We start from the raw sequence: 13,532 nt of genomic DNA on the forward strand, positions 1-13,532 counted from the left end.
CGCGGCGGCCCCATGAAAGGACACGAGCATGAGTCGAGCAGCCGTTCAGTACCTCAACCCCGAAGGCGCCGCGCCGGCGCAGGGCCTGTATTCGCACGCCACGCGAGTACGCGCCGGCGACCTGCTTTTCGTCGCTGGCCAGCTGGCGGTGGGCGCCGACGGCGCCGTGGTCGGCGAAGGCGACTTCGATGCGCAATTCGACCAGGTTTTCGCCAATCTGCGCGACGTGCTGGCCGGACTGGGCGCCGACTTCAACGACGTCGCCAAGTTCACCACGTACCTGGTGCATTCGCAGGACATCCCGCATTTCATGCGCAAGCGCGCCGAACTGTTTCCGACCCTGTTCGCCGGCAAGGCCTATGCCCCGAACACGCTGCTGGTCGTGGACCGCCTGGTCAAGGAAGCATTCCTGATCGAAGTCGAGGCCGTCGTGCGCGCGCGCGACTGATCCCCATCCGCAACGGAAATCCAACGTGAAATACCTCAGCTTCGAACTGCCCGACGGCCGCCGGCGCGTCGGCGCCCTGGCCAGCCCTGACACCATCGTCGATCTCACCGCGGCGATGGACCTGCCCGATCTCCTGACGCTGGTGCGCCGGCACGGGCAATTGGCCGGCGACATCGCGCAACGGGTGGCGCAGGCGCGCCATACGGTGCCCCTGTCCACGGTACGCGTGCTGGCGCCGCTGCCCAATCCGCCGCGCAACGTGTTCTGCGTCGGCAAGAACTACCACGAACACGCGCGCGAGTTCGCCCAGAGCGGCTTCGATTCGAGCGCCGCCGCCGGCGCCATTCCCGCCGCCCCCATCATCTTCAGCAAGCCGGCCTCTTCAATCAGCGGCCCTGGCGACGCCATCGACAGCGCGCTGGACCCGTGCGATTCGGTCGACTACGAGGCCGAACTGGCGGTCGTCATCGGCAAGGCCGGGCGCGTCGCGGCGGGCGACGACCCCTGGTCTTTCGTATTCGGCTACACCCTGGTCAACGACGTAACGTCGCGCGGCTTGCAGAAGCGGCATAGCCAGTGGCTGCTGGGCAAGGGTATCGACGGCTTCTGCCCGATGGGCCCCACGCTGGTCACCGCCGACGAGATCGACGACATCGGAGCGCTGCGGATCGCCTGCGAGGTCAATGGCGAACCGCGCCAGTCCGCCCGGCTGTCCGACCTGATTTTCGACATTCCCACCCTGGTGCGCGCCATCGGCGCCTCGATCACCCTGCAACCGGGCGACATCATCGCCACCGGCACGCCGGTGGGCGTGGGCATCGGCTTCACGCCGCCACGGTACCTGCGCCCCGGGGACGTGGTGCGGGTGCGCGCCGAACCGATAGGCGTGCTGGAAAACCCTGTCATCTGATCCAGCGCCGCCTCAGACAGCCATCCGGGAGTTGCCGCCATGATGCATTCCGAAGGCGCCGCGAGCGCGGCGCCTGCCCCTCAACCGCCGCCGCTGCTACGCCTGCGGCGGATCAGCAAGCGCTTCGGCGCCACCCAGGCGCTGGCCGATGTGTCCATCTCGTTCGAGGCCGGCAAGGTGCATTGCCTGCTGGGCGAGAACGGCGCCGGCAAATCCACCATCGGCAAGATCATTGCCGGCCTGTTCCCGGCCGACAGCGGCGCGCTGCTTCTCGACGGGCAGGAGGTTCGCCTGGCCGACGCCAGCGACGCGCGCCGGCGCGGCATCGCCGTGGTCTACCAGGAGCTGTCGCTGGCGCCTGACCTGTCGGTGCGCGCCAACCTGTGCCTGGGGGCCGAGGCGGCGCGCCGGCCCTGGTCGCCCTTGCGGCGCGCGGCCGAGACCGCGCGGGTCGGCGCGGTGCTGGCGCGCCTGGGCCTGGACCTGGACATGGAGACGCCGGTGCGCCAGTTGCCCGCCGGCATGCAGCAGTTGGTGGAAATCGCCAAGTCCCTGATGGCCAGCCCGCGCATCGTCATCTTCGATGAACCGACCGCCATGCTGGGCGCGGCCGAAAAGCAGCGCTTCTTCGAGGTGGTGCGCGGCCTGCGCGCCGAGGGCATCGCCTGCATCCTGGTCACGCACCATATGGACGACGTCGAGGCGGTGGGCGACTGCGTCACCATCATGCGCAACGGCCGGCATGTCGATTCGTTCGACCTGCGCGCCGGCGTCACCGGCGCAACGGTGCTGGAGAAGCTGACCGGGCGCCGCGAAGTGCTGGCGGCCGGCGCCGGGCCGGCGCGCCAGCTCGGCCCCACGCGCCTGCGCATTGCCCTGCCGGCCGGCGGCGCGCTGTCCGAGATCGAGGCCCGCGCCGGCGAAGTGGTCGGCTTCTACGGCGTGCTGGGCTGCGGCGCGGGCGAGTTGATGTACGGGCTGGTGGGCCTGGACGGGCCGCCGCGCGCGGACTACTACCTGAACGGCGCCCCCTACCGGCCGCGCCATCCGGCCGCGGCCCTGCGCCAGGGCGTGGGCCTGTTGCCGGCGGGCCGCCAGAGCCACGGCGTGCTGACCGGCCGGTCGATCCGCGAGAACCTGATGCTGACCCAGTTCGATCGCGTCAGCCGCTGGCGCTGCATCGATCCGGACCGCGAAGCCGCCTTGGCGCGCGAACAGCTCGAGCGCGCCGGCGTCAAGCATGGCGACCCGGCCGACCCGATCGAAAGCCTGAGCGGCGGCAACCAGCAAAAGGCGCTGCTGGCCCGCGCCCTGGGCGCGGCGCGCCAGTTGCTGCTGCTGCACGAGCCCACCGCGGGCGTGGACATCCTGGCCAAGCAGCACATCCACGAACAAGTGCGCGCCGCCGCCGCCCAAGGGCTGACTGTCGTGATGCTGTCCAGCGACCTGCCCGAGGTGATCGCGCTGTGCGACACCGTCTACACCTTTTTCCATGGCACGGCCGTCGCGCGTTATGCGCAGCCTGGCCCGCAATGCCAACCCCATATCGTCGCCGACGTCCTCGGCCAACGGGAGCCCCAGCATGCACACTAAGACCCTGGCCGTATCCCGCGCCGCGCGCCCGGCGTCCGGCGCGCGCCTGGCCGACGCCATCCTGCCGCTGCTCATCGCGCTGATCGCGCTGGTCGCCAGCCTTGTCGAACCGCGGTTCGCGTCGCTGGACAACCTGACCAACCTGGCCTGCCAGCTGGTGCCCCTGCTGATCCTCTCGGTGGGCCAGGCCTTCGCCATCCTGCGCGGCGGCCTGGACCTGTCCATGTCGTCCGTGCTGTCGCTGGCCGGCGTGGCCGGCGTGCTGGCCATGCCGGCCTGGGGCATCCCTGCCGGGCTGGCCGTGATGCTGGCCGTGGGGCTGGCCGCCGGCGTGCTGTCGGGCTACATCATCGCGCGCTTTCGCACCACCCCCCTGGTGGTGACGCTGGGCATGCTGTCGGTGACCCAGGCCATTGCGCTGATCCTGTCGGGCGGCGTGCCCATCTACGATGTCCCGGCGCCCTATGTCAACGCGGTGGGCTTCGGCAGGACCCTGGGCTTGCCCAACATGGTCTGGATCGCCGCCGCCGTGACCTTGTCGGCCGCCTTCGTGCTGCGGCGCACGGTGTTCGGGCGCTACGTCTACGCGCTGGGTTCGAGCGAGTCGGCGGCCTCCAAGGCCGGCGTGAACGTGCAGCGCTACACCGTGCTGGTGTACGCGGCCAGCGGACTGTGCGCGGCGGTGGGCGCGGTGGTGCTGACCGCCTGGACCAGCTCGGCGCAGCCGGTGGCCGTGCCCGGCCTGACCCTGCAATCGATCGCCGCCGTCGTCCTCGGCGGCGTGGCCCTGACCGGGGGAAGCGGCAGCATCGTCCAGGTTTTCCTGGGCGTGCTGGTGCTGTCCGTGCTCTCCAATGCCATGAACATCACCGGCGTGTCGGCGTACTTCCAGACGCTGGTCGTCGGCGTGGTCATCATCATCGCGGTCATCCTGGACCGCTTTCGTCGAAGCTGAAACGGGCCCGCGCCCGCCACACTACAAGGGGAACACAACCATGAAACTCTTCGGCAAAACCTCGCGGCGGCCAGTGCTGGCGCGCCGGGCCGCCGGCCTGGCCCTGGCGGCATGCGCCCTGGCCAGCCTGCCGGCGCAGGCCAAGGATCCCGAAGGCGACCGCCTGCAGGGCATCGTCGATCCCATCGTCGCCAAGAAGCCGCTCAAGCTGGGCGTGACGGTGGTGCACCTGCTCGACAACTTCTACAAGGGCATCGCCTACGGCATCGTCGACGAAGCCCGGCGCAGCAACGTGGAAGTGGTGCAGGTGGCGGTGGCCGGCGCCTACGGCAACGTGCAGCAGCAGTTCGCCCAGCTGCAGTCGTTCAAGACCCTGGGCGTGGACTACGCCGTGCTGTCGCCGGCGGCTTATTCCGGCTACGACCCGGTGGTCGCGGACCTGGCCAGGTCCGGCATCAAGACCATCTCCGCCGGCATTCCGGTCAACAGCGACAAGGTCGCCTTCGGCGTGCTGCAGGACGACACCCTGATCGGCAAGGTGCTGGGCAAGGCGCTGTGCGACGATGGGGCCCGGGGCAAGCAAGTCATCATCGTGCCGGGAGCCGCCGGGCTGGAATGGTCCAGGCTGCGCTACGAAGGTTTCAAGGAGGTCGCCTCGGCCTGCGGCGCCAAGCTGGCGCCGGCGGCCTTCCGCGGCGAGATGAGCCTGGCCGACGGCATGGCGCAGACGCAGGACCTGCTGATGCGCACGCCTGACGCGGAATATGTGTTCACCCCGGTTACCTTCCTCGGCATGGGCGCGGTACGGGCCGCCCGCCAGGCCAATCGCCCGGTCAAGGTGCTGACCTCGGCCATGGTCAAGGAAAACGAGGCCATGATCCGCGAAGGCCGCCTGCTCGCGGTCGCCTCCGAGCCGGGGGTCATCATGGGCCGCCTCATCGTCCAGTACGCCATCCGCGAGCACGAAGGACTGCCCATGCCGCCGCTGGACAAACCGACCCGCAGCGTGCCGTACCCGCATTTCAACGTCCCCATCACCGTGGTGGACAAATCCAACGTCGACACCCACCCGTACGCGTTCTACGACTATCCGCCGCAAGGGTGGAGCATCGAGACCGCCAGATAGCGCACCTGGCGCGGCGCCCCCCAAATGGGGGGCGCGCGCTCGCCCCCGCAGCCCGCACAATCGTTCCGATGAATGCCGCGCCCTGGCGCGCATACGGGAGACGAACGATGTGGACGCTGCTGCGCAACGGGTTGATGTCCGTGCTGCCGGCTTTGTGGCTGGCCTCGCCGGCGCTGGCCTTCGATGCCTTCGAATGCGACTGCGCGCGGCAGGTCGGCACCTGCAGCGCCACGGTCAAGATCCTCAAGACTCAGGGCAGCGCGCCCTCCTACTCGGCGGAACTGCTGGTGCAAAGCTCGGCTCCCGCCTGCTCGCGCGTGTCGTATCTGATCGACCAGACGCCCTACACCACGGTGTTGACGCGCCGCAACCAGGACACCGAATCCACCTCCGGCACCTCGCCCATCAAGGCGGCCAACGTCAAGGTGCAGGGCTGCGCCATCTGCGCCCGCAAGAGCGCCTTCGCGGCCAGCGAGTCCGCCCCGGCGCCCGACGATAGCGGCGCGTCCCGGGCGTTCTCCGCCGGCCTGGCACCCGGCGGCTTCGACCCCGCATCGAAGCAGGCCGGCTTCGACGCGGCAGTGTCCGGTGGCAGGGCGCGCGACGCCGCCTTCAACAGCATCGTTTCAGGCCTGGGCGCGGCGGCGGCGATCACCTCCGCGGCCGCGCAGGCGCAGCAGGCTGGCGCGCAACGGCCGCCCGCCACGCCGTCGAGATCGGGCTACTCGCCCCAGTACGACCTGCGCTCGGCCGGCCCGCAGGGCGGCGGGCGCTGCCCGGACCCGGCCGCGCCCGGCTGCCCCTACCACCTCGGCAACTATGATCCATTGGGGGCGCCAAAGTGACCGGCGATCGCATGCGCCGCCTGCCCGGCGCCATGATGCGGCTATGCGCCCTCTCGTGCGCCCTGCTGCTGGCGGCCTGCGCCGGGGCGCCACCCGTTCCGCCGCAAAAGGACGCCGCCGCCGGCATCTTCCCCGGCGAGCGCCCCAAATCGCCGCTGGCCAAGGTGCCGGCCGGACCCGACGTCAAGGCGGTGGCGGTACTGAGCGAAAACACCCTGGCCAACGCGGCCTGGAAACGGAAAATCCACGATAACGCGCGCGCCATGGCGCAGGGCAAACGCTTCGGCGACGCCACGATCGCCAGCGCCGGGGCTGAACTGTTCGACCCCGATTACCCGCTGGCCTGGGTCGCGGCATCCCTGAAGCGCTATTTCGGCAGCGTCGAACAGGTAAGCCTGGCCCAACTGCCGCAGGCCAGCGGCGACGTGCTGGCGATCGTCGATGTCTATGCGTATCCGACGGACGATTCGGTCGCCCGCATCAAGGTCGCCTTCTTCGACCGGGAGCTGCGGCACATTGCCGACGCCAGCGGCGAAGACGCGCAGCATTTCAACATGTGGGCCCGCACCGGCGGCGCCACCGCCATCGCCGAAGGCTATCGCCGCGAGAACGAAGTCCTCATGCGCGCGCTGCGCAGGTTCGACGCCTCGCTGGCGCAGCAGGTAGAGGGCCCGCCCTTGCAATCGGCCAGCGGCTACGACGCCTGCCTGCAGCGCGCCCTCGCCGCCCAGGACCCGCAGCTACGCGTCGCCGCCATGGCCGCCTGCGACGCAGCGCGCTGAACGCACGGCGCATGGCGCCGCCTACCCCGGCGCCATGCGCGCCTGGCGTGCGGCCACCACCTCCCGCACGCACCGCGCGAAACGGTGCGACAGGTGCGGATGCGCGTCGAACTCCGGATAGGCGACGCAGACCTCGAAGCCCACTTCCGGCCGCAGCGCCAGGATGCGCATCCGGCGCGGGTCGGCGCCCAGCGCGGTGAGCGAATCCACCAGGGCCACGCCCAGCCCGGCGGTGGCCAGCTTGAGCGCCACGTGGAACTGCTCGATCTCGACGTGGTTGTCCGCGTCCAGCGCCTGGTCGGCGCACAGTTGCGCCAGCCGGCGGCCCATGGGGTGGCGCCGCTCCGGCACGAACACGGTACTGTCGCGCAGGTCGGCCAGCGTGACGTGGTCGCGTCCGGCGTAGCGGTCGGCCGGCGCCACGCAGACCAGCGTGCCGCGGCCCACCGTTTCCTGGCGGATCAGCGCCTGCGGCGCGCAGCGGTAGACCAGGCCGATATCGGCATCGCGCAGCAGCAAGGCGGCCAGGATGTCGCCCGAGTAGCCGGTCTTGACCGTCATGCGCGCGTTGGGGTTGTCGGCCATGAAGGCGGCCAGCGCGTCCGGCACCACCTCCATCGCCAGCGCCGGCGCGGCCAGGATGCGCAGGCGCGCCGGCCCGTCCTGGCGCAGGTTGACGGCCATCAGCTTGACCGCGTCGAGCTGGCTGTTGAGCTTCTCCACTTCGGCGTGCAGCGCGTGCGCCTCGGGCGTGGGCGCGAGCCGGCCCTTGACGCGCTGGAACAGCGCGAAGCCCAGCTGCAGTTCCAGACTGTTCATGGTCTGCGAGACGGCCGGCTGGGTCATGTTCAGCAGCCGGGCCGCCGCGCTCAGCGACCCGCCGACCATCACGGCGTGGAAAACCTCGATATGGCGCAAGCGCATGCGTTCCCCTGGCATGGTGCGGCGCGGCGGGCGGCGCGCGTATAAGCAAACCGCCAGCATGCCCCTTGAATGCTTATAACCGGCGCGCCGCACACCCTCCTACACTCGGTGCCACGGCCGGAGACTGCGCAAAGGGTACTACCGGCTGATGATTCGAACCAAGGGGAAAACCGCCATGATCCGTACTATGCCCGCCGCCCGGCGCCTGCTCGTTCAATCCACGCTGGCCATGACCGGCCTGCTGGCAGCGGCCGCGGCCTGCGCCCAGCCGGCGACCGACTGGCCCACCCGTCCGATCGAGCTGGTGGTGCCCTACCCGGCCGGCGGCAGCTCGGATGTGCTGGGCCGCCTGCTGGCCAAGCCGCTGGGCGAGATCCTGGGCCAGCCCGTGGTGGTGCTGAACAAGTCCGGCGCGGCCACCGCGATCGGCACCACGTTCGTGGCCCGCGCCGCTGCCGATGGCTATACGCTGCTGCTGGCCGACAGCCCGCTGGTGGTCAACGCGGCGGTCAACCCGGCCGTGACCTACGACCCCATCAAGGACTTCGCCCCGGTCGGCATCATCGGCACCTCGCCCTCGTTCCTCTACGCGCCGGCCGGGCGGGTCAAGGACCTCGACGATTTCATCGCCCAGGCCAAGGCGCACCCGGGCAGGCTGAAGGCCGCCAGCGCCGGCGCCGGCACCTCGACCCACCTGCTGCTCGAACTCATGCAGCACGAAGCGGGCATCTCGCTGAACCACATTCCGTACCGCGGCTCGGCGCCGGCGTTGACCGACACCGTGGCCGGCATCGTGGACGGTTCGTTCTCGACCTATGCCTCGGCGCAGCCTTTCGTCGCCTCGGGCAAGCTGCAGGTGCTGGCCATGACCGCGCCGCAGCGGCTGCCGGCCTTTCCCGGCGTGCCCACCTTCGCCGAGGCCGGCATGCCCGGGCTCACCTTCCTGACCTGGTGGGGCATTCTCGGCCCGGACGGGCTGCCGCAGCCGATCGTGGACAAACTGCAGCAGGCGCTGGCCCAGGTCATGAAAGACCCGGCCATCGGCGAACAGTTCGTGCGCCTGAGCGTGGTCGCGCAGGCCGGCGAACCCCAGGCGTTCGCCCGGACGCTGCAAGGCGACCTGCAGCGCTGGCGCGACATCGCCCGCGCGGCCGGCGTCAGCATGCAATAACGGCGCGCTGCCGCCGCATCCCCTGAACCGACATGGGCGGCGCCACGCCGCCAGGAGACCTCTGCCATGCCATCCCCCAGCGCGCTGCATGCCTTGTGCGACACGCCCCCTACCTTCATGGGCGTGCCCCATCGCCACGCCATCGACGGCGCCAAGGCGGCCATCCTGGGCATCCCCTTCGATTGCGGCACGCACGCGTTTCGCATCGGCGCGCGCCAGGGCCCGCAATCGATCCGCGAACAGTCGCGCCTGATGCGCACCTTCAACCCCGAGCTGGCCGACTACAACCCGCTGCAGCGGCTCGGGGTAATCGATTGCGGCAACGTGCGCGTGGTGCCCAGCGACATCCTCGACGCCTTCGAGCGCATCGAGCAGGCGGTCGGCGCCATCGTCGACGGCGGCGCGGTGCCGGTCACCATGGGCGGCGACGGCAGCGTGTCGCTGCCGCAACTGCGCGCGGTCGGCAAGCGCCATCCAGGCCTGGCGGTCATCCACCTCGACTCGCACACCGACACCAATACCTTCGTCAAGGGCAAGGAATACAACGCCGGCACGCAGTTCACGCACGCGGCGCTGGAAGGCTGCGTGGACACCTCGCTGGCGTTCCATATCGGCACGCGCGGCACCACCTTCACCCAGCATGTGTTTCGCCACGCGCGCCACTTCGGCTACCGGATCATCCCGCTCAACGAGCTGCTGGCGCGCGGCATGGCCGAGGTGCTGCAGGACCTGCGCGCGCGCCTGGGCGAGCGGCCGGTCTACCTGTGCCTGGACATGGACGTGCTGGACCCGTCCTGCGCGCCCGGGGTGTGCGCGCCCAGCTGGGGCGGCCTGAGCGCGCGCGAGGCGATCGCGTTCCTGCGCGGACTGGCCGGCCTGAACATCGTCGCCATCGACGTCAATACGGTCAGCCCGCCGCACGACGTCAACGGCACCACGGCCTCGCTGGCGGCCGCGCTGATGGTCGAAGGCCTGGTGCTGCTGTGCAAGCGCCTGGGTCTGGATCATCCGGACCCGGTGCCCGACTTCGCCGCCATGTACGCGCGCTGAACGCGGGGCCGCCGCGGCGGCCCGTGTTTTCCCTAGTGTCCGGCGGGTCGCTTCGCCAATAAGATTCGGACTTATTAAATAAGTACGAACTTATTAGCCAAGGGAAAGCCTATGTCCGCCGCCGTCCGTTTCCTGCTTCGCGCCGCGCTGGGCGCATGCGCCCTGACCGCCGCCGCGGCCGCCCATGCCCAGCAGCGCTGGGATATGTCGCTGGCCTGGCCGGCGGGCAACTTCCACAGCCGCAACGCCGAGGCGTTCGCCGCCAAGGTGCGCGAGGCCACCGACGGCCAGGTGCTGATCACGGTGCACGCCGGCGGCGAGCTGAACGTCAAGGGGCCCGACACGCTGATGGCGGTCGAATCCGGCATCGTGCAAGTGGCCGACATGCTGGTGTCGCAGCAGGCCGGCGTCGAGCCGTTGCTGGGCATGGACGCCCTGCCCGGGCTGATCGCCGGCCAGGACGACATGAAAACGTTCCTGCGCCACGCCCGCCCGGTCTACGACCGCATCGCCGCCGCCCACAACCAGCGCATCCTGTACGCCGTGCCGTGGCCTTCGCCCGGGCTGTTCAGCCGCAAGCCGCTGTCCACCCCCGAGGACATGAAGGGCCAGAAGCTGCGCGCCCACGACAAGGCGGCCTACGAATTCATGGCCCAGCTGGGCGCGGCGCCCACCCAGATGCCGTGGGGCGAAGTCGTGCCGGCGCTGGCCGCGGGCACCATCGATGGCGTGGGCACCTCCGCGTCCTCGGGCGTGGACGGCAAGTTCTGGGAGTTCACGCCGCACTTCCTGCCGCTGAACTGGGCCACCTCGCTCAGCCTGGTGACGGTCAACCTGGACGCGTGGGACAAGCTGAGCGCCGCGCAGCAACAGGCCGTGCAGGCCGCGGCCGCCGAGCTCGAACCGCGCTTCTGGCAGATCAGCGCCGCCCAGGACGAGAAGGACCTGGCCATCCTGCGCGAGCACAAGGTCGCCATCGCCGCCCCCTCGGAGGCGCTCAGCGCGCGCGTGGCCGCCGTGGGCCGCCCGATGTGGGACGCCTTCGCCCGCCAGGCCGGCCCGCAGGCGCGCCAGCTGCTCGACGCCTATCTGCAAGACCGCAAGCAGCCCTGAGCGAGCCGCCATGGATCGCCTGCTACGCCTGATCGACGCGCTGTGCGCCGGCGCCGAGAACCTTGCCATCGCCCTGCTGTACGGCATCGCCGCCCTGATGCTGGCCGAAGTGGGTGCGCGCGCCATGGGCCACAGCATCCCGTTCTCGTGGGAGTACTGCGCCTACGGCATGGCCGCGGCGTTCTTCCTGGGCATGGGGGCGGCGCTGCGCCATGGCGCCCACATCCGCGTCCTGTTCCTGCGCGATGCGCTGCCCGCGCGGCTGGGGCGCTTGCTGGATATCGCGGCCAGTTGCGCCGGCCTGGCGCTGTCGGCGGTCATTGTCTTCGCGCTGGCGCGCCTGACCGGCAAGTCGATCTCGCGCGGGCTGGTGTCGAACACCGTGATGCAGACCCCGCTGGCCATCCCGCAGGCTGTCGTGCTGGCCGGCGCCGCGCTGCTGGCGCTGGCCTTCCTCGCACGCCTGCTGCGCCAGCTGACCGGCCGCCAGGCCGAAACCGACGGCGGCCGCGCCGCCGGCCATTGACCCGCGCCGCCCCGCCATCATGATCGCCATCACCGTCGTCACCGCCGCCTTGCTGCTGCTGTTCCTGGGCGCCTCGATATGGGTCAGCCTGAGCCTGTTCGGCGCGGCCTACTTCCTGTTGCTGCTGTTCAAGCCCAACCTGCCCCTGGAGGTGCTGGCCGGCCAGATCGTCTGGACCTCGTCGACCAGCCAGGAACTGCTGTCGCTGCCGCTGTTCGTGCTGATGGGCGAGATCCTGGCCAAGACCAGCGTGGGCCGTTCGCTGTTCGCGGGGCTGGCGCCCTGGGTGGGACGCCTGCCCGGCGGCCTGACGCACGTCAACGTGCTGGGCTGCACCTTGTTTGCCGCCATCTGCGGCTCGTCGGTGGCGACCACCCAGATCGTCGGCCGCGTCACCCTGCCCGAGCTGCAGCAGCGCGGCTATGACGCGCGCCTGTCGATCGGCTCGCTGGCCGGCGCCGGCACGCTGGGGTTCCTGATTCCGCCCAGCCTCATCATGATCGTCTACGGCGTGCTGGCCGAGCAGTCCATCGTCGAGCTGTTCATCGCCGGCGTGGTGCCCGGCCTGGGCCTGGCGGCCGTCTACATGGCCTACATCGCGCTGCGCGGCCGCCGCCCCGCCGGCGCCGGCCGGGGCTACACGCTGCGCGAGCGCATCGCCGGGCTGACGCAGATCCTGCCGGTGATCGGGCTGATCGCCGCCATCATGGGCGCGCTCTACCTGGGCATCGCCGGCCCGTCCGAGGTCGCCGCCGTGGGCGTGCTGGGCGCGCTGGCGATCGGGCTGCTGCAGCGTTCGCTCACGCGCGCCAGCCTGGTGGCCGCCGGCCGCAGCGCGGTGCGCACCTGCTCGATGATAGGGTTGATCCTGGCCGGCGCGGCGCTGATCTCGGTGGCCATGAGCTACCTCGGCCTGCCCAAGTACGTGGCCGCGCGCATCGGCGAGCTGGGCCTGTCGCCGCTGCTGCTGATCGCGCTGCTGCTGCTGTTCTACGTGGCGCTGGGCATGTTCCTGGACGGCACCTCCATCATCGTGCTGACCCTGCCCATCGCCCTGCCGCTGGTGGTGGCGGCGGGCTACGATGCGATCTGGTTCGGCATCTTCCTGGTGGTGGTGGTCGAGATGGCGCAGATCACGCCGCCGGTCGGCTTCAACCTGTTCGTGATCCAATCGATCACGGGGCGCTCGCTCAGCTTCGTGGCGCGCGCCACGCTGCCGTTCTTTTTCCTGCTGCTGGCGTGGGCCATGGCCCTGGCCGTGTGGCCCGAGATCGTCCTGTGGCTGCCCGGCACGCTGCGCAACTGAGATCCATGCCCGCCATGACCGATTCCGACAAGAAAACGCCGCTGTACCGCCGCGTGGCCCAGGACCTGATGGGCGACATCGCCACCATGCCGGTGGGCAGCATCCTGCCCACCGAAGTCGAGCTGGCCGCGCGCCTGGGCGTGAGCCGGGCCACGATACGCGACGCGATGGAGATCCTGGTCGAGCACGGCATGGTCGAACGCGTCAAGCGCCTGGGCACCCGCATCCTGCGCAATACGCCCGGCCACCGCTACGTGCAGCACATGGACGGCCTGGCCCACGCGCTGGAGTTCGCCGGCCAGTCGCTCATGCGCATCGACGACACCGCCATCGTCGAGGGCTCGGGCGGCGAACCCGGCCTGGCCGCGCTGCCCAACGCCACCGGCCAATGGCTGCGCGTCACCGGCACCCGGCGCCTGGTCGGCGACGACGCGCCCTCGACCTGGACCCGCGTATTCGTGCCCGGCCGCTACCAGGGCATCGCGCCGCTGCTGCATGGCGAGATGGATTCCGTCTATGCGGTCATCGAGCGCGTGTACAGTCTGAAGGTGGCGCGCCTGCGCCACCGCGTCACCGCCGTGGCCGTACCCGCCTATGCCAGCGCCGCACTGGGCCTGCCAGCCGGCGCGCCGGCGCTGCAGGTCAACGCCTGGCTGCACGAGGCCGACGGCGCGCTGGTCGAGTACGTGCGCTCGCTGCATCACCCCGAGAAAGTCAGCATCGATTTCTCGGCTGCTCAATCTTCGTGACGCCCGCCGCGCGGGCGTTGCCTGTTCCACCGCA

The 13,532-nt window shown here is 70.5% G+C and carries 14 protein-coding genes; 13 read left to right on the top strand and 1 reads right to left on the bottom strand.

Translation table 11 applies throughout. The features are described 5' to 3' along the window. The first annotated feature begins 28 nt into the window (after nucleotides 1–28). The 7 genes from CAL11_RS10870 (at nucleotide 29) to CAL11_RS10900 (ending at nucleotide 6,659) form a co-directional block, all read left to right on the top strand. Nucleotides 29–448 (top strand): RidA family protein, encoded by a 420-nt coding sequence (locus CAL11_RS10870; RefSeq protein ID WP_033456466.1) that lies wholly within the window; start codon nucleotides 29–31, stop codon nucleotides 446–448. Nucleotides 449–473: 25 nt separating this feature from the next. Continuing rightward, complete coding sequence (locus CAL11_RS10875) at nucleotides 474–1,358, top strand: fumarylacetoacetate hydrolase family protein (protein ID WP_086092937.1); 885 nt, start codon at nucleotides 474–476, stop codon at nucleotides 1,356–1,358. 39 nt (nucleotides 1,359–1,397) lie between these two features. Beyond that, the gene (locus tag CAL11_RS10880) at nucleotides 1,398–2,951 is read left to right on the top strand and encodes a sugar ABC transporter ATP-binding protein (protein ID WP_086092938.1); all 1,554 of its coding nucleotides are present in this window, start codon (nucleotides 1,398–1,400) and stop codon (nucleotides 2,949–2,951) included. Further along, nucleotides 2,941–3,906 carry an ABC transporter permease gene (locus tag CAL11_RS10885; protein ID WP_086094562.1) on the top strand — a complete coding sequence of 322 codons (966 nt, stop codon included), beginning with the start codon at nucleotides 2,941–2,943 and terminating at the stop codon, nucleotides 3,904–3,906. The genes CAL11_RS10880 and CAL11_RS10885 overlap by 11 nt, the downstream gene beginning before the upstream one ends. Nucleotides 3,907–3,946: 40 nt before the next feature. Next, nucleotides 3,947–5,032, top strand: coding sequence for a substrate-binding domain-containing protein (locus tag CAL11_RS10890; RefSeq protein ID WP_033464219.1), 1,086 nt, complete (start codon nucleotides 3,947–3,949; stop codon nucleotides 5,030–5,032). A 107-nt stretch (nucleotides 5,033–5,139) separates the two neighbouring features. Further along, nucleotides 5,140–5,877 carry a hypothetical protein gene (locus CAL11_RS10895; protein WP_086092939.1) on the top strand — a complete coding sequence of 246 codons (738 nt, stop codon included), beginning with the start codon at nucleotides 5,140–5,142 and terminating at the stop codon, nucleotides 5,875–5,877. Nucleotides 5,878–5,888: 11 nt separating this feature from the next. Beyond that, complete coding sequence (locus CAL11_RS10900) at nucleotides 5,889–6,659, top strand: hypothetical protein (protein WP_244172943.1); 771 nt, start codon at nucleotides 5,889–5,891, stop codon at nucleotides 6,657–6,659. A gap of 21 nt (nucleotides 6,660–6,680) precedes the next feature. Here the strand turns inward: CAL11_RS10900 and CAL11_RS10905 are convergent, their stop codons facing one another. Beyond that, nucleotides 6,681–7,583: a LysR family transcriptional regulator gene (locus CAL11_RS10905; protein WP_086092941.1), complete on the bottom strand. Its 903-nt coding sequence runs from the start codon at nucleotides 7,581–7,583 to the stop codon at nucleotides 6,681–6,683. Nucleotides 7,584–7,758: 175 nt separating this feature from the next. On the opposite strand from CAL11_RS10905, the gene CAL11_RS10910 reads away from it, so the two are divergent. From CAL11_RS10910 to CAL11_RS10935, 6 genes are all read left to right on the top strand, one after another. Continuing rightward, nucleotides 7,759–8,754 carry a tripartite tricarboxylate transporter substrate binding protein gene (locus tag CAL11_RS10910; protein WP_086092942.1) on the top strand — a complete coding sequence of 332 codons (996 nt, stop codon included), beginning with the start codon at nucleotides 7,759–7,761 and terminating at the stop codon, nucleotides 8,752–8,754. Between the two features lie 66 nt (nucleotides 8,755–8,820). Further along, on the top strand, nucleotides 8,821–9,804 hold the full coding sequence (locus CAL11_RS10915) for an agmatinase (protein ID WP_086092943.1): 984 nt from the start codon (nucleotides 8,821–8,823) through the stop codon (nucleotides 9,802–9,804). 111 nt (nucleotides 9,805–9,915) lie between these two features. Next, nucleotides 9,916–10,917, top strand: a complete 1,002-nt coding sequence (locus CAL11_RS10920; protein WP_086092944.1) for a TRAP transporter substrate-binding protein — start codon at nucleotides 9,916–9,918, stop codon at nucleotides 10,915–10,917. Nucleotides 10,918–10,927: 10 nt separating this feature from the next. Beyond that, a complete protein-coding gene (locus CAL11_RS10925) occupies nucleotides 10,928–11,443 on the top strand; it encodes a TRAP transporter small permease subunit (RefSeq protein WP_086092945.1) in 516 nt (171 codons plus the stop codon). A gap of 19 nt (nucleotides 11,444–11,462) precedes the next feature. Beyond that, on the top strand, nucleotides 11,463–12,749 hold the full coding sequence (locus CAL11_RS10930; RefSeq protein WP_086092946.1) for a TRAP transporter large permease: 1,287 nt from the start codon (nucleotides 11,463–11,465) through the stop codon (nucleotides 12,747–12,749). Between the two features lie 14 nt (nucleotides 12,750–12,763). Further along, nucleotides 12,764–13,498, top strand: coding sequence for a GntR family transcriptional regulator (locus tag CAL11_RS10935; protein WP_230590346.1), 735 nt, complete (start codon nucleotides 12,764–12,766; stop codon nucleotides 13,496–13,498). Nucleotides 13,499–13,532: the final 34 nt, after the last annotated feature.

This window comes from Bordetella genomosp. 6, from assembly GCF_002119705.1.
GTDB classification, from domain to species: Bacteria; Pseudomonadota; Gammaproteobacteria; order Burkholderiales; family Burkholderiaceae_B; genus Bordetella; species Bordetella bronchiseptica_F.